18 protein-coding genes are annotated in these 15,316 nt (G+C 71.5%); 7 read left to right on the top strand and 11 right to left on the bottom strand.

The annotated features are described in order from the left end of the window. Window positions 1–40: 40 nt before the first annotated feature. Window positions 41–721, bottom strand: a complete 681-nt coding sequence (locus KME80_RS11885) for a hypothetical protein (protein WP_219504294.1) — start codon at window positions 719–721, stop codon at window positions 41–43. 148 nt (window positions 722–869) lie between these two features. Here KME80_RS11885 and KME80_RS11890 point away from each other — a divergent pair, with 148 nt between their 5' ends. From KME80_RS11890 to KME80_RS11905, 4 genes are all read left to right on the top strand, one after another. After that, window positions 870–1,424: an MFS transporter gene (locus tag KME80_RS11890; protein ID WP_219504297.1), complete on the top strand. Its 555-nt coding sequence runs from the start codon at window positions 870–872 to the stop codon at window positions 1,422–1,424. Between the two features lie 71 nt (window positions 1,425–1,495). Next, window positions 1,496–2,017: a copper chaperone PCu(A)C gene (locus KME80_RS11895; protein ID WP_219504298.1), complete on the top strand. Its 522-nt coding sequence runs from the start codon at window positions 1,496–1,498 to the stop codon at window positions 2,015–2,017. After that, window positions 2,017–3,147, top strand: a complete 1,131-nt coding sequence (locus tag KME80_RS11900; protein ID WP_219504300.1) for a Dyp-type peroxidase — start codon at window positions 2,017–2,019, stop codon at window positions 3,145–3,147. The genes KME80_RS11895 and KME80_RS11900 overlap by 1 nt, the downstream gene beginning before the upstream one ends. A gap of 50 nt (window positions 3,148–3,197) precedes the next feature. Further along, window positions 3,198–3,884 (top strand): hypothetical protein, encoded by a 687-nt coding sequence (locus KME80_RS11905; RefSeq protein WP_219504302.1) that lies wholly within the window; start codon window positions 3,198–3,200, stop codon window positions 3,882–3,884. A 10-nt stretch (window positions 3,885–3,894) separates the two neighbouring features. Here KME80_RS11905 and KME80_RS11910 read toward each other — a convergent pair whose 3' ends face one another. From KME80_RS11910 to KME80_RS11930, 5 genes are all read right to left on the bottom strand, one after another. After that, window positions 3,895–4,716 carry a hypothetical protein gene (locus KME80_RS11910; RefSeq protein ID WP_219504303.1) on the bottom strand — a complete coding sequence of 274 codons (822 nt, stop codon included), beginning with the start codon at window positions 4,714–4,716 and terminating at the stop codon, window positions 3,895–3,897. A 549-nt stretch (window positions 4,717–5,265) separates the two neighbouring features. Beyond that, complete coding sequence (locus tag KME80_RS11915) at window positions 5,266–6,468, bottom strand: ABC transporter permease (RefSeq protein ID WP_219504304.1); 1,203 nt, start codon at window positions 6,466–6,468, stop codon at window positions 5,266–5,268. Continuing rightward, window positions 6,465–7,148: an ABC transporter ATP-binding protein gene (locus KME80_RS11920; protein ID WP_219504307.1), complete on the bottom strand. Its 684-nt coding sequence runs from the start codon at window positions 7,146–7,148 to the stop codon at window positions 6,465–6,467. The genes KME80_RS11915 and KME80_RS11920 overlap by 4 nt, the downstream gene beginning before the upstream one ends. After that, window positions 7,145–8,278, bottom strand: a complete 1,134-nt coding sequence (locus KME80_RS11925; RefSeq protein ID WP_219504308.1) for a peptidoglycan-binding protein — start codon at window positions 8,276–8,278, stop codon at window positions 7,145–7,147. The genes KME80_RS11920 and KME80_RS11925 overlap by 4 nt, the downstream gene beginning before the upstream one ends. After that, window positions 8,278–8,769 carry a hypothetical protein gene (locus tag KME80_RS11930; RefSeq protein WP_219504310.1) on the bottom strand — a complete coding sequence of 164 codons (492 nt, stop codon included), beginning with the start codon at window positions 8,767–8,769 and terminating at the stop codon, window positions 8,278–8,280. The genes KME80_RS11925 and KME80_RS11930 overlap by 1 nt, the downstream gene beginning before the upstream one ends. Before the next feature lie 155 nt (window positions 8,770–8,924). On the opposite strand from KME80_RS11930, the gene KME80_RS11935 reads away from it, so the two are divergent. The 3 genes from KME80_RS11935 to KME80_RS11945 all read left to right on the top strand — a co-directional run bounded on the left by KME80_RS11935 (window position 8,925) and on the right by KME80_RS11945 (window position 11,229). Beyond that, on the top strand, window positions 8,925–9,581 hold the full coding sequence (locus KME80_RS11935) for a response regulator transcription factor (RefSeq protein ID WP_219504312.1): 657 nt from the start codon (window positions 8,925–8,927) through the stop codon (window positions 9,579–9,581). Further along, window positions 9,578–10,780 (top strand): sensor histidine kinase, encoded by a 1,203-nt coding sequence (locus KME80_RS11940; RefSeq protein WP_219504314.1) that lies wholly within the window; start codon window positions 9,578–9,580, stop codon window positions 10,778–10,780. Before KME80_RS11935 ends, KME80_RS11940 begins: the two co-directional genes overlap by 4 nt. A 146-nt stretch (window positions 10,781–10,926) precedes the next feature. Then, complete coding sequence (locus tag KME80_RS11945; RefSeq protein WP_219504316.1) at window positions 10,927–11,229, top strand: response regulator transcription factor; 303 nt, start codon at window positions 10,927–10,929, stop codon at window positions 11,227–11,229. 3 nt (window positions 11,230–11,232) lie between these two features. Here KME80_RS11945 and KME80_RS11950 read toward each other — a convergent pair whose 3' ends face one another. The 5 genes from KME80_RS11950 to KME80_RS11970 all read right to left on the bottom strand — a co-directional run bounded on the left by KME80_RS11950 (window position 11,233) and on the right by KME80_RS11970 (window position 15,314). Next, window positions 11,233–12,108 carry a CU044_5270 family protein gene (locus tag KME80_RS11950; RefSeq protein ID WP_246644623.1) on the bottom strand — a complete coding sequence of 292 codons (876 nt, stop codon included), beginning with the start codon at window positions 12,106–12,108 and terminating at the stop codon, window positions 11,233–11,235. Window position 12,109: 1 nt separating this feature from the next. Beyond that, window positions 12,110–12,721, bottom strand: coding sequence for an RNA polymerase sigma factor (locus KME80_RS11955; protein ID WP_219504320.1), 612 nt, complete (start codon window positions 12,719–12,721; stop codon window positions 12,110–12,112). A gap of 70 nt (window positions 12,722–12,791) precedes the next feature. Beyond that, on the bottom strand, window positions 12,792–13,607 hold the full coding sequence (locus KME80_RS11960) for a sugar phosphate isomerase/epimerase family protein (protein WP_219504321.1): 816 nt from the start codon (window positions 13,605–13,607) through the stop codon (window positions 12,792–12,794). 1 nt (window position 13,608) lies between these two features. Beyond that, window positions 13,609–14,442 carry a carbohydrate ABC transporter permease gene (locus tag KME80_RS11965; RefSeq protein ID WP_308125720.1) on the bottom strand — a complete coding sequence of 278 codons (834 nt, stop codon included), beginning with the start codon at window positions 14,440–14,442 and terminating at the stop codon, window positions 13,609–13,611. Next, complete coding sequence (locus KME80_RS11970; protein WP_219504323.1) at window positions 14,439–15,314, bottom strand: carbohydrate ABC transporter permease; 876 nt, start codon at window positions 15,312–15,314, stop codon at window positions 14,439–14,441. The genes KME80_RS11965 and KME80_RS11970 overlap by 4 nt, the downstream gene beginning before the upstream one ends. Window positions 15,315–15,316: the final 2 nt, after the last annotated feature.

The raw sequence follows: 15,316 nt of genomic DNA on the forward strand, positions 1-15,316 counted from the left end.
GCCCGTTACCGGGAGGTGGGAATCGCGAACCTCTTTACTCCTAGACCAGGTTGAGCAAGTCGTCGTAAAGAGTGGCGCGTTCCTGCTCCGTGAGCGTCGCGTACGGGCGGGCGGCGCGGCGGTTCGTACCGGACTCGACGCGGTCGCGCAGCGGGCCGGGGCGGAGGGCGACGATCTCGGCCGCCGTGAGCCCTTCGGCCTGCCAGGACGCGGCGTGACAGTCGGCGCGGTGGTAGCGGAGCGCGGCCAGGCGGTTGAACAGGAGCACACCGGGAGGGGTTCCGTCCGGTTCGTACGGCGGGGCCATGACGGCGAGGGCGCCGCCCGGGTCGCGTCTCGCCTCGTCGAGCACCCGGCCCACCAGGGTGGCGGGGCCGGTCACGTCCGGCCAGATGCGGGTCACGGCGGCCGAGTGCGCGGCGTAGAGGTCGTGGACGGCCGCCAGGCCCTGGCCGGTGAGGCGCAATACGCCGTCCTGCTCGGTCAGGGCGCCCTCGTGGAGGTGGGCCCGGAGGTCCCGTTCGCGTTCGTCGGCGTCGCCGTACCGGTAGACCGTGGCGAGGTCGTCCCGGGTGACGGGGCGGAGCGGGAGGACGTAGCGGAGGTCGTTCAGGAGCCCGTCGGGGGGACGGCGGGCGGAGGCGTGCACGTTGACGTGGACCGCGTCGATGACGGGCGCCATGGCCGCGGCGAATGACGGCAGGTCAGGAAATTTCGGCATTGGGGGTCATTTAAGCAGCGCTCCCCTCCTTCAGAGCGCCGTGCAGGAAGATCTCGACGAGCTGGGCCGTACCGAGCTCGTCGGGGCTCATGCCGGGGCAATCCCTCGGCGAACGGGCGGCAGGCGGGCGTGCCATGATGGCGACATCGTGTCTTCAAGCCTGCCGTTCCGCCTGATCCGCACCGCGGTGTTCGCCGGGGTGTGCCTCGGGCTGGGCGTGGTGGCGCACGTGTTCGGCGGCGGGAGCGTGACCGGGTCCGCCCTGGTGGCGGGGTTCGCGGCGGCGTTCGGCCTGGCGCTGCCCGTCGCGGGGCGCGAGCGCGGCGCGTACGTGATCATGCCCTTGCTGGGCACGGCGCAGGCCGTGCTGCACGTGCTGTTCTCGCTGGCGCACGCCGGGTCGGCGGCCGAGGCGGTGGCGCACGTCGCGCACGCCTCCTCCTCCGGGCTGGTGCCCGGGCTCGGCATGCTGGTCGCCCACGGGTGGGCGACCGCGCTGACCGCGCTCTGGCTGGCGCGCGGCGAGGCGGCCCTGTGGGGGCTGCTGCGGCGGCTGGTCACGCGGCTGCTCGCCGTGCTGCTGCCGGTGCTTGACACTCCTTTCTCCGCCCCTCGTACTGTCGAGCCGCCGGTGCTGCGTTCGGCCGTGCTGCGGCACGTCGTCAGCCTGCGCGGGCCGCCCCGGGTCGTCGGAACCCACTGATTCTCCTTCCGACGATCCACACCCTGTGCATGCCGTACGCGCGCGTCACGGGGTGAAGAAAGGCATGTCCGATGTACGTTCGTCCTGCGCTCCTGCTGGCTGCCGTCGTGGCGTTGAGCGGGTGCGGCACCGCCACCGAGAGCACCACGGCCACCGCGCCCCAAGGGCCCACCGCCGCCGCCGTCCCCGCGGCCCAGGGGCTGACCATCACCGATCCCTGGGTGAAGACGGTCAAGAAGGGTATGACCGCCGCCTTCGGGACCCTCGTCAACCACACCGGGGCCGACCTGACCGTCACCGCCGGGGCCTCGCCGCTGTCGCCCACGATCGAGCTCCACGAGGTGGTCGACTCGGGAGGGAAGATGGTGATGCGTCCGAAGGAGGGCGGGTTCGTCGTCCCGGCCGGTGGCAAGCACGAGCTGCGGCCCGGCGGCGACCACATCATGCTCATGGGCGTCACCGAAGAGGTGAAGCCGGGCGCGCGGATCCCGTTCACGCTCACCGTGAAGGGCGGGGCGCCGCTGGAGTTCACCGCCATCGGCAAGGATTTCGCCGGTGGCAAGGAGGACTACCAGCCCGGCATGGAGCACTGATGTCCGGGATCAGCCGGCGTGGGCTGTTCGTGGCCGGGGCCGCCACTGCCGCCGCCGCTGTGGGCGGCAGCGCCCAGGCGTCGGCGGGCTCCGGGGTGGAGGCGTTCCACGGGACGCACCAGGCCGGGGTGGCGACGGCTCCCCAGGCGCACGCCGTGTTCGTGGCCTTCGACCTGCTGCCCGGCACCGACAAGGAGGCGCTGGCCCGGCTGCTGCCGCTGCTGACCGACGACGCCCGCCGCCTCACCCAGGGGCAGCCCGCATTGGCCGACACCGAGCCCGAGCTGGCCGCCGGTCCGGCGCGGCTGACCGTGACGTTCGGCTTTGGGCCGGGGCTGTTCAAGGCGGCGAAGGCGGAGTCGCCCCTGCGGCCGCTGCCCGCGTTCGAGACGGACAAGCTGGACAAGCGGTGGAACGGCGGCGACCTGCTGGTGCAGATCTGCGCCGACGACAACCTGACGGTCGCCCACGCCCTGCGGATGATCGTCAAGGACGCGCGGTCCTTCGCCCGGGTCCGGTGGACGCAGCGCGGCTTCCGCAGCTCCGCCGGAGCGCCGGGCGTCACGCAACGCAACCTGATGGGCCAGCTCGACGGCACCGTGAACCCGACGGACCTGGACAAGGCCGTATGGATCACCGACGGCCCGGAATGGCTGCGCGGCGGCACCACGCTCGTCTTCCGGCGCATCCGCATGAACCTGGAGACCTGGGACGCCGCCGACCGGGTGGCCAGGGAGTTCACCATCGGCCGCCGCCTCGACACCGGCGCCCCGCTGACCGGCCGGGCCGAGCACGACGAGCCCGACTTCGACCGGCTGAACGGGTTCGGCTTCCCGGTCATCTCCGAGTACGCGCACATCAGGCGGGCCCGTACCGCCGATCCCGGCCTCCGCATCCTGCGCAGACCGTACAACTACGACGAAGGGATCAGCGCGGACGGGACCTCGGATTCCGGGCTGCTGTTCGCCTCCTACCAGGCGGACGTGGAGCGGCAGTTCGTCCCCGTCCAGCAGCGGCTGGCGGAGGGGGACCTGCTCAACGAATGGGTGACGACGATCGGCTCGGCCGTGTTCGCCGTCCCGCCCGGCTGCACGGCCGACGGCTGGATCGGGGACAGGCTGCTGTCGTGACCCGGGCGTGGCCCGTGCCGCCTGGTGCGGGCCACGGCATAGTGGTTCCCGTGAACCGGGTGATCATGGCGGTGCTCCTGGCGCTCCCGCTCGCGGTGTCCGGGTGCGGCGGTGGCGAGCGCGAGGTGACGGCGGAGGACGTGCTGCGCTACCGCGCCCGGATCGAGCACTCGTCCCTGGACGTCTCCCTGATCACGTCCTGGGCCGACTACCCGGCCGTGGAGACGCCCGAAGCGCTGGCCGCCCAGGAGGGGACGGTGGTCGGCGGGGTCGTCGACGACTGGCAGCAGGGGCCGGCGGCTGCGACCTACCCGGGCGGGCCGCTGGACTACCTGATGCTCATGCGGGTGCGGGTGACCGATCCGGTGAAGGGCGCCACGGCCGGCTCGTACGTGTTCGCCGGGTTCGACCAGGGCGCGGTGGTCAGGGATGCCACCAGGGCCGCAGCGGACTGGCTGCCCGCGAAGGGCGTCGCCGACTACCGGCGCGCGATTCCCCCGGGGACGAAGGTCGTGCTGTTCGGCGACCCGCGTCCCCCGCTCGGGAACATCGTGAAGCCGGGCGATCCGCTGCCGGAGGGGGCGAGGATCATGTCCACGCCGCCGCAGGGGGTGGTTCTGGAGGATGCCGAGCTGGGGGTGCTGGTGGGCGGGATGGACCGGCTCGACCACGGCGGACCGGCCTGGCTGGAGTCCGCCACGGTGACCGAACTGGTCGAACGGCTCAGGTCCCGGTGAACCATCTGGCTTACTCGGCGCCGCTCATCCTGCTCCACTGCGTGCCCTCGTCGCCTTCGAGCAACTGCCCGTCCCCCTGGTACGCGATTTCGTACCGCGATGGATCCCAGGTGCCCTCGGCATTCTTGAGAACGGCGCTCAACTCGAAAGGACGCCCCTTGTTGTCGATGACCAACGGCTTTTCCTGACCCTGGCTGAGCGTGTCGGCGCGGAACACGAAAGAGCAGTATCGCTTTTCCGTGGTCACATAGAAATGCAGAACGACCTCCTCGTCGCGCTTCAGCGAGATGGTCTTCTCCGAGAAGTACGGGCCGGCGAACTTGAATTTCTCCAGCCGCTGCGCCTCGGTGGGATCCGAGTCGAGGTCGAATCCGAGCCGCACCACCTCGTCCTCCGCCCCGCCCGGCGGGTCCCAGAAGATGGTCCCGGCATGCGGCGGCGTGCATTTCTTGTCGGCCGTGATCTGCATGATCCGCACCTGCTTGTCACGGTTGCCACGCAGGACGACCTCGACCCGCATCTGCCCGAGAGGGACGCTGCCGTTACGCGCGAACCACGCCTGCTGCTCTTCATAGGTCAGGTCGTTGAACTGCTCCAGCTCGCTGACGCTCATGTCCACCGGCTTCGGCAGCGTGTGGATGTTGCCGAAACCCAGGTCGTCCCATTCGAGCTTCACCCGGTCGATCAGGATGGGCGGCTCGGAAGCATCCTCGGCGGAGGCGGTGGGCGAGGTCGGCGCCACCGAGGTCGGCGCCACCTGGGTCGGCGTCCCCGGCTCCGAGGCACCGGGTACGGGGGTCAGGCCGGCCAGATACTCCGCCGCATAGCCCACGACGAAAGGGGCGGCTATTACCGTGACGATCGGAATCGCGTACCAGGCTCGTTTACGACGGGGGTGAGGTGCGGCGGAGCCCGGTGAGTGATGCCTTCTGGAAACCGGCCTACCGCCTCGTCGCATCGCATTCCTCACACGTCGCCCGACAGGGCTGCGATTGTAACGTGGGCAGGGTTTCGGATACGAGCCGTCGCGGGGGAAGGGGGTCCTTTCTCGGCGGCGTGGACTGGGCCTAGGGGAGCTGCTCGACTGGGGTTATGGCGAATCGCGCAGAAGGCTGGGAGGGGCGCGGCTTCTGGGCTCTTGGTGGGGGATACGGGTGTTGCGGGGGCCTTGAGGCATTGAGGTTACGACGGCTGAGGTGGGGCGAAGCTCGGGCGCCGCCAGGCGCCCGTCCTGGGAGGCAGCCCGAGCGGAGCGAGGACCGCCCGGGGTCGGGCATGGCCCGACCCGACTGGGAACGAGCGCCTGAGCCCCCAGGCGCGACAGCGCCGACGGCGAAGCCCGCTCGCCGGGGCGGGCAGCCCCGGCCCACAACGGGTGGCGTCAAGGGGCCGCCAGGGCCTCCGTAGGCGACAGGCGTGACGCCCTGATGGCCGGGTAGAGCCCCGCCACCGCCCCGATCACCAGCGTCGCCGCCAGCCCGCCCGCCGTGGCCTCGGCCGGAATGACGCTGGGCCATCCCTCGTACGTGGCGTATCCCACGGTCACCACCGCCCCGATGCACACGCCCCCCACCCCGCCCATCGCCGACAGCAGCAGCGACTCGGCGAGGAACTGGGTCCGGATCTGCCCCCGGGTAGCCCCGAGCGACCTGCGCAGCCCGATCTCCGAGCGCCGTTCCAGCACCGAGATGACCATGGTGTTGGCCACCCCCACCCCGCCGACGATGAGCGCCACCGCCCCCACGCCCAGCAGCAGCCCGGTGAACGCCTGCTCCGTAGCCTGTTTGGCCGCCAGCGCGTCGGAGGGCCGGGAGATGTCGATCTCGTTGGACGCCTCGGGGTTGGCGGTGCCGGCGAGGACCGACCGTACGGCCTCCATCCGGTTTTCGTCGACGCGCGTGTAGAGGGTGGTCGGGTGGCCGTCGTAGTCGAGGATGCGTTCGGCGGCGGGCCAGCCGACGAGGGCGCCGGTGTCGAGGTCGGCGGCGAGGGCGAGGGGGTGGAGGATGCCGACGACGGTGAAGCGTTCGCCGCCGATGACGACCTGGGCGTCGGGGCCGGCGGCGGTGATGCCGAGCCGTTGGGCGGCGGTGGCGCCGAGGACGACGGCGGGGTAGGTGTGGGTGGCGGCGTTGAGCCAGGTGCCGCTGCGCAGGGTGGCGCCGAGGACCTGGGGCAGGTCGAGGCGGGCGGCGTAGGCGGCGAGGCCACCGGTCTGGGCGGCGGGGATCTGTTCGGACCGGTAGACCTTGGCTTCGGGGATCTCGCCCATGGCGGAGACGGCCTGGACGGGGCCGATGCGTTCGATCATGGCTTCGGCGTCGACGGGCATCTTGGCCTGTTCGCCCATGATGGTCTGCCCGGAGGAGACGGTGAGCAGGTTGGTGCCGAGGGCGGAGAGCTGGCGGTCGAGTTCGGCGCCGGACGAGGAGGAGATGCCGACGACGCCGATCATGGCGGCGATGCCGATGGCGATGCCGAGTGCCGACAGGAAGGCGCGCAGGGGGCGGGTGCGCAGGCCGACGGCGCCGACGCGCATCACGTCGCGGGGGCGCATCCTGGCCACGGTGAGGGGGGCGGTCATCTGGTGGCTCCGGTGAGCGCGGCGGAGTCGGCGACGATGCGGCCGTCGCGCATGCGTACCTGCCGGGGCAGGCCGCCGGCGATCTCCCGATCGTGGGTGATGATCACGATGGTGGTGCCGGCGGCGTGCAGGTCGTGCAGCAGTTCCATGACGCCGGCGCCGGAGACGGAGTCGAGGGCGCCGGTGGGTTCGTCGGCGAGCAGGAGCGGCGGGTCGCCGGCGACGGCGCGGGCGATGGCGACGCGCTGGCGTTCGCCGCCGGACAGTTCGTGGGGCTCGTGGTCGATGCGGTGGCCGAGGCCGACGCGGTCGAGGGCGGCGCGGGCGCGGCGGCGGCGTTCGGCGAGCGGCAGGCCGCTGTAGAGGAGGCCGTCGGCGACGTTGTCCAGCGCGGCGACCCTGGCGGCCAGGTGGAAGTGCTGGAAGACGAAGCCGATACGGGTGCCGCGCAGCGCGGAGAGCTGGTTGTCCGACAGCGTGGACACGTCGTGGCCGTCGATGCGCACGGTCCCGCTGGTGGGCCGGTCGAGGGTGCCGATGGTGTTGAGCATCGTGGACTTGCCGGACCCGGACGGGCCGACGATGGCGACGAGCTCGCCGTGCCGGATCTCCAGGGAGACGGAGGCCAGCGCGGTGACGCCGCCGGGGTAGGTCTTGCTCACGTCGGTCAGGGAGATCATGAGGCGGCCGTCCCCACGGTCATGCCTTCGGCCAGGCCCTCGCCTTCGATCTCGACGCGCCCGCCGGAGAACAGGCCGGTCTCGACGGCGACGTACCGGGTGGTGGCGCCCTCGACGATCTCGACGCCGAAGCCGCCTTCGCGCAGGGCGACGAGTGAGGCGATGGGCACGGTGAGGACGTTCTCGCGCTTGTCGGCGGTGAAGGTGACGTCCACGGCGGCGTTGTCGAGGCCGGCGGCCTTCTTCCTGTCCTTGGCGTCGAGCGTGACGAGCGTTTCGATCTTGGTTTCCGGGTCCTGGTTGCCCTCCCCCGGCACGATGACGGTGGCGACCTCGGTGACCCTGCCGCGCGCGGTGCGGCCGTCGGGCAGCGTGACGGACACCTTGGCCTTCTCCTTGGCCAGCCGCTGGTCCTCGGCGTCGAGCCGGACGGTGACGACCTTGGTGGTGCCGGTGTAGGACAGCACCTTCTGGCCCGGGGAGGCGGGCTGGCCGACCTGGGCGTCCAGCGTGTCGACGCGGACCTTGCCGTCGGCGAACACGACCCGGCCGAGCTCGACCACGCCGGTCTGTTCGAGGCCGCGGTCCTCCTGCCATTCCATGACGGCGGCGGCGGTGGCGTAGGTGTACTCGTTGTCGACGGTGAAGCCGTCGTAGCCGAGCTTGCTGAGGTTGCGTTCCAGGTTCTCGACGTCGCGGCCCTCGACGCCGTCGCGGAGGTCCCGGTACGCGGGCGTGGACCCGTACATGAGGACGACCGGATCGTTGTCGACGCGGTAGAGCGATCGGCCGCGGGTGATGGTGTCGCCGCTGTCCGGCAGCCAGGTGATGGTGCCGGGCTTGCGGTTGACGGCGGTGGTGGCGGGGCCGTAGCCGAGTTCGCCGTCGGCCTCCAGCGTGTCCTCCAGGGTCTCCTTGGCGATCTGGGTGGTGGCCGGGGGGAGCGCGGCGGCGGCGCTCGCGGGTTCGCCGGTGCGGTCGAGCATGCGGACGGTCACGGCCGCCGCCGCGCCGGCGAGGGCGACGGCGACGAGCAGTCCGATGATCTTTCTCCCCCGGCCGCGGCGGCGGCGCGGCCGGTCGGACCCCGTCGTCGAGCCCGTCTGGTCGTCGAGGGCGGCCGGACCCATCAAGAACCTCCCATGGTGTCGTCCATCTGGCAGGTCTTCTGGGCGGCCTCGAAGTCAGGGTCGTCGGCGACGTTCTTGGTCATCCTGAGCATGCCGCCGTCGGGGTCGGGGAACTCCTCGACGCCGTTGTCGCGCATGCACTGGGCGAGCTTGCGGAGCTTCTCGGCGCCCTGCGGGTTGCCGTTGCCGCCCATGCCGCCCTTGGGCCGCAGGTCCTCGCAGGCCTTCTGGGCCTTGTCCATGGCCTCCTTGCTGCCGGGGCCCATCGTCATCTTGACGCCCTGGCCGGGCTTGGGGTCCTCGATGTCGATGCCGTTCTCGCGCATGCACTGCGCCCATTTCACGCCCTGGGCGCCGGGGTCGAGGCTGGGCTGGGCACTGGCGGTGGACTGCCCGCCGCTGACGGAGGCCACGCCGTCGCCGGTGCCGGCGTCGGCGCCGCAGGCCGTGAGTGACAGTGCGAGCACGGCGATCACGCCAAGGGTTCGCATCCGGTGTTCTCCTCGTTCCGCGCGGCCGGTCGGGTGCCGGCCGTCGAGACGCAAGAGAACAGGCCGGGCTGTTTCTCCGCTGTTTCCGCCGGCGCTAACGGGGAGTAAACATCACATCCGTCACGATCGTCCCAGGTCAACGGAAGGGCATGGGCATGCGCGTGCTGGTGGTGGAGGACGAGCGGATTCTCGCCGACGCGATCGCCGAGTGGCTGCGGGACGAGACGCACGCGGTCGACACCGCGCACGACGGCGAGGCGGCGCTGGAGCGGATCGCGGTCAACGACTACGACGTGGTCATCCTGGACCGGGACCTGCCGCTCGTGCACGGCGACGACGTGTGCCGGGAGCTGGTGGCGTCGGAGTCGACGGCGCGGGTGCTGATGCTGACCGCCGCCGGGGAGATCGGCGACCGGGTGACGGGGCTGTCGCTGGGCGCCGACGACTATCTGGCCAAGCCGTTCGCGTTCGTGGAGCTGGCCGCGCGGGTGCACGCGCTGGGGCGGCGGGCGCGCCCGGCCGCGCCGCCGGTGCTGCGGCGGGCCGGGATCACGCTCGATCCGGCCCGCCGCGAGGTCTATCGCAACGACCGGTACGTGCCGCTGTCGAACAAGGAGTTCGCGGTGCTGGCCGAGCTGCTGCGGGCCGACGGGGCGGTGGTGTCCACCGAGCGGCTGCTGGAGAAGGCGTGGGACGAGCACGCCGACCCGTTCACGGGCGTGGTGCGGCTGACGATCCTCAAGCTGCGCCGCAAGCTCGGCGACCCGCCGATCGTGGAGACCGTGCTGGGCGCCGGATACCGCATCTCATGAGGTCGATCTCGCTGCGGGTCCGGCTCACCGTCGTCTACGGCGCGGTGTTCCTGGTGGCCGGGCTGGTGCTGCTCGGCGTCACGTACCTGCTGTTCAACCAGGAGGTGACCCGGATCTTCGAGAACAAGTACGGCGACCGGGACGACAGCGGGAACAGGAAGTTCCTCAGCATCATGGTGGACGGGGTGCCGCTCGGCCCGGAGGCGTCGCTCGCGCTCATCCGGCAGCAGGAGGAGGAGTTGCGCGGCGCGGCGCTCACGTCCCTGATCGTGCAGGGGCTGATCGCGCTGGCCGTGGTGGGAGTGCTGGCGTTCGGGCTGGGCTGGCTGGTGGCCGGCCGGGTGCTGGCGCCGCTGCACCGGGTGACCGCGACCGCCCGGCAGATCGCCGCCGCCCCGATCGCCGACCGGGGCCTGGCCGCGCGGATCGCCCTGGACGGCCCCCGGGACGAGGTCAAGGAGCTGGCCGACACCTTCGACACGATGGTGGAGCGGCTGGCCCACTCCTTCGACGGCCAGCGCCGGTTCGTCGCCAACGCCTCGCACGAGCTGCGCACCCCGCTCACGCTGAACCGGGCGCTGGTGGAGCTGGCCATGCACCGGCGTACGGCCTCCGCGGACGTCAAGCAGCTCGGCGAGAGCCTGCTGGAGATCAACGCCAGGCACGAGCGGCTCATCTCGGGCCTGCTGCTGCTGGCCCGCGCCGAGCACGAGATCGCCGACCGCTCGCCGGTCGACCTGGCCGACGTGGTGTCGCACGTGGTGGGGCAGACGGCGCCGGAGGCCGCGCAGGAGAAGGTGACGGTGCACGAGGAGGCGTTCCCCGCGCCCACCAGCGGTGACGCGCTGCTCCTCGAACGCCTGGTGACGAACCTGGTGGAGAACGGCATCCGGCACAACACGCACGACGGCACCGGCTGGGTCAGGGTGTCGAGCCGGAGCGCGTCGGGCGGGCAGGTCACGGTGACCGTGGTCAACACCGGGCCGGTCGTGCCGCCGTACGACATCCCGGAGCTGTTCAAGCCGTTCCGCAAGCTGGGCGGGGACCGGCTGGTGACGGGGCGGAGCGCCGGGCTGGGCCTGTCGATCGTCCGGTCGGTGGCGCGCGCGCACGGCGGCGACGTGACGGCGCGCCCGCGCGAGGGCGGCGGGCTGATCATCACGGCGACGCTGCCGAGAGCGGCGACCTGGATGCCGTGACGCCGGCCAGACGCGGCCCTTAACACGGGATTCCGACCGGGTTATGTTGAGATCATCATGCGCAGCGCGATCAAGGTGCTGCTCGCCGACGACCAGACGCTGCTGCGCCGCGCGCTGGCCGCGCTGCGTCGGGCGCGGCCGGGTTCGTGGTCAAGGACGTCTCCCCCGAGGCGCTCGTCGAGACGATCAGGAAGGTGCACGCCGGGCTGCGCGTGGTGGACCCGGTGCTGGCCGCCGAGTCGCTGGCCGGCGGTCCCTGCCCGCTGACCTGGCGGGAGCGGGAGATCCTGCTCGCCGCCGCCGACGGCGGGACCGTCGCCGACCTGGCCCGCCGGTTCAGCCTGTCGGAGGGCACGGTGCGCAACCATCTGTCGTCCGCGATCGGCAAGACGGGGGCGCGCACCCGAGCCGAGGCGGTCCGGATCGCCGACGAGCGCGGCTGGCTGTGAGCCTCAGGGCACCTGACCGGCCTCGTCCACCAGGGCCGTGGCCAGCACGGGCATCGCGAACTCCGTGCCGTCGCGCACGGCCTTCCAGCCCAGGTAGTCGTAGTCGACGGGGTCCAGGATCGTGTAGCCCTTCCCCGCCTTCCCGAGGTCGAGCACGACGCCGAGGCCCTTGCGGCCGAAGCCGGCGTCGACGTTCTCCTCGATCCGGACGTTCGGGATCCTGCCCAGGGCCCGGAACATGGCCGCGGCCTTCTCCGGCGGGATGATCGGCCCGAACTTCAGATACCACTGGATCGTGCCGAAGGCGTTCACGTCGTCCTCGGTGCCGGGCGGGCAGTTCGGCTGGCAGATGGAGCCGGCCCGGGGGGCGAGCGTGCGGATGTGCGCCAGCAGCCGGTCGGGGTCGTCGGGCAGGCGCTCCAGCTCGGCCTGCGTCTTGCCGGGGTTCGCCGGGCCCTTCTCGGCCTCGCTGATCTTGAGTTCGCCGCCGGGCTTGCGGATGGCCGCCAGCTTGCCGTCCATCCGGGTCCAGGACTCGTACACGGGCAGCTCGGGGACCGGCTGGCCCTCTTTCATGTAGATCCACTGGTCAGGCCGGATGTCCGGCATGTCGGACTTCTCGGCGACGAGCGCGACGTCCTCCAGCACGGCGGCGGCGGTGAGCGGCGGCTTCACCGCGGGCTCGCCGTCACGCAGCACCGCGAACCCCGCCGCCGCCAGCCCGAACGCCCCCACCAGTGCCACCCCCAGCCGCCAGCGGGGAAGCCGGCGCGCGCCGCCGCCGGCCGCGGCGGTCATGGCCGACCGCAGCCGGGCCTCCTCGGCGCGTACGTCCAGGTCGCGCGGAACCTCGTCCCGCAGCCGGGTGAGCAGCTCCATCTCATCCACGTCCGTACTCCTCGCTCGTAGCGGTGGGATCGACCTCGCCCAGTGCCCGGCGCAGCTTCTTCCTGGCCCGGAAGACCCGCGAGCGCACCGTCCCCACGGCCACGCCGAGCGACCTGGCCGCGTCCTCGTAGCTGAACTCGCCCCACGCCACCAGCAGCAGCGCGTCCCGGTGCCCGGCGGGCAGGCCCGCGAGCGCGGCGGCCAGCCGGCCGCGCACCTCGGCGGCGGCCACCCGGCCCTCGACGCGATCGGTGAACGGCTCCACGACCGGGTCCGCCCCCGTACGGCTCAGGGCCCGGTAGAGGGAGATCTCGCTGCGGCGGTGCCTGCCGATGAGGTTGGTGGCGATCCCGTACAGCCAGGGCCGTGCGTCGGCACGGGTCAGGTCGTACGTGCCGCGCTGCCGGAAGGCGGCGGTGAACGTCTCCGCCACGACGTCCTCGGCCGCCTCGACGCCCAGCCGGCGGACCACGTACCGCTTGAGCGCGGGCGCGTGCCGGGTGAACAGGGCGGCGAACGCCTCGGGATCGTGCCGGGAGCGCGCGATCACCTCGGCGTCACCGGCCGTCCCGGGCTCGGCGAGCGGCGAGCGCTGTTGTCGCATCTCAAGGACCTTTCGGGGTGGGCACTGACATGAGTGATTGCCACCCCGCGCGGTCACGGTTCCCGCTTTTTCACGAAAAGGTACGGACGGCCTCCAGGCAGCGCTCCACCACCGGACGCGGATCGAAGGCGTAGGACCCGTCGCCGAACAGCTCGAACGTCATCGCCCCGCCGTACCCCCGGCGGCCCAGCGCCTCCAGGTAGTCGCCCAGCGGCAGCTCCCCGTCACCCCAGGCCAGGTGCCCGGCGGGGCTCCCGTCGATCAGGTGCACATGACGGACCCGGTCGCCGAGCGCGTCGAAGTAGTCGTCCACGTTCTCCCCCGCCGTCGCCATGCCGACGGTGTCGAGCACCGCCCCCAGGTTCGGCGCGCCGATCTCGTCCAGCATCCTGGCCAGCGTGCGGGAGTCGTTGACCAGGTTGGACTCCACCCGCTGGAGCGGTTCGAGCACGCACGTGACGCCCAGCGCGCCCGCGTAGACGGCGATCTCGCCGACGGCGTCGACCGAGCGCCGCCAGGCGGCCTCGACCGGTTCGTCCTCGAACCCGCGCCCCGGCGTGAGCAGCAGCAGCTCGGCCCCGAGCTCCACGCACAGCTCGGCGGCGCGGCGGAACATCGCGACGCTCTCGGCCCGCAGCCAGGTCACCGGCGAGGCCACGTTGACCGGGTACATCACCTGCTCGGGGGTCAGGCAGCGCACCCGCAGCCCGCGCGATTCGGCCTGCCGCCGGATCGCCCGCGCCTCGGCGTCGCTCGCCCGGGGCACGTGCAGGTGCGGCGCGATCCCCCACAGCTCCAGCTCGGACCGGCCGAGGTCGGCCGCGTCGTCGAGGAACCGCTCGAACGGCAGGTGCTGGTAGGAGAAGTTCGATCCGGTGATGTTCACGCTATTTCCCAATCCCGTCCGCCAGTCCTTTGACGATGTAACGCTGACCGAAAAGGAACAAGAGCACCACCGGCACCGCCGCGATGACCATCCCGGCGAACACGACGGGGAACTCCGTCCCGTGCTTGCTCATCAGGCTGGTCAGCCCGACAGGCAGCGTCTGCACGCCGCTGCCGCTGGTGAACACCATCGCGAACAGGTACTCGTTCCAGGTGAACAGGATCTGCAGCAGCACGACCGAGGTGATGATCGGCTTGCACATCGGCAGGATGATCCGCCAGAACGCGGTCCACCTCCCGGCCCCGTCCATCTCCGCCGCCTCGTCCACCTCGCGCGGCAGGTCGATCATGTACGCGCGGATGAGGAACGTCGTGAACGGGATCCGGAACGCCGTGTAGAGGATCAGCAGCGCCCAGAAGCTGTTGTAGAGCCCCATCGACTGGAACATCTTGACCAGCGGCACCAGCGCCACGGTCGGGGCCAGCATCAGCCCGCCGAGGATCAGCCCGGTGAACACCTTGTTGAGCGGGATGTCCACCCGGGTCAGCCCGTAGGCGGCCCACGCGCTGACGAACACGGTGGCAACCGTCGAGGTCACGGTCACCAGCACGCTCGTGGTGAGGTAGCCGCTCACGCCCCGGTTCCACGCCTTGGCGTAGTTGGCGAAGCTCCAGTCCACCGGCAGCGCGAACGGGTCGCCGAACAGCTCGGCGTTGGTCTTGAACCCGTTGAGCACCATCCACAGCAGGGGATAGACCACGACCACCACGAGCGCGAGCAGGAACGCCCACATGAAGACGCGCGCGAGCGCGCCCGCGAAGCTCAGCCGGCTCACCACTCCACCCTTCTCCTGCTGGTCACCCAGAGCTGCGCCAGCGCCACCGCGAGCGTGATCACGAACAGCACGGTCGCGATCGCCGCCGCGTAGCCGAAGTCGTTGCGCACGAACCCGCTGCGGTACAGCCACGTCCCCAGCACCTGGGTGGAGTTGTCCGGCCCGCCGCCGGTCATCACCATGACCTCGTTGAACACCTGGAACGCGCCCGAGATCGTGACCATGGTCATCAGCCCGGTCATCTCCCGCACCAGCGGCAGCGTCACGCTGAAGAAGCGGCGCACCGGCCCGGTCCCGTCGATGGCGGCGGCCCCGTAGATCTCCGACGGGATGCGCTGGATCGCCACCGCGAACAGCAGCGTCGAGTAGCCGAACCCCTGCCACTGGCTCATCGCGATGACGGCGAGCATGGCGGTGTCCTCCTGGCCGAGCCACGCCTGGGCCAGGTGGCCGAGCCCGGCCGCCTCCAGCGCGTGGTTGAGCACGCCGAGGTTGGGCTCGTACAGGAAGTAGAACAGCAGGCCCGCGACCGTCAGGGAGATCGCCGACGGGATGAAGTAGACGACCCGCAGGCCGCGCCGCCACCGCTCGGAGCGGACGCTCTCGATGAGCGCGGCCAGCACGAGCGCGCCGAACACCTGGACGGCGACGGAGATCGCCGCGTAGAGCAGGTTGTTGCCGAAGGAGGACCAGAAGACCGGGTCGCCGAGGAGCTTCCGGTAGTTGTCCAGGCCGACGTATTCGCGGCTGCCGCTGTAGATGTCCCATTCCAGCGTGCTGAAGCCGAAGTTCTGCACCAGCGGCAGGTAGACGAACACGCCGACGAGGACGAGCGCGGGGACGACCCAGGTCAGGCGGATGATGGCGCGCACCG

Origin of the sequence: Nonomuraea ceibae (genome assembly GCF_019396325.1) — a bacterium.
In the GTDB taxonomy this organism is placed as follows: Bacteria; Actinomycetota; Actinomycetes; order Streptosporangiales; family Streptosporangiaceae; genus Nonomuraea; species Nonomuraea ceibae.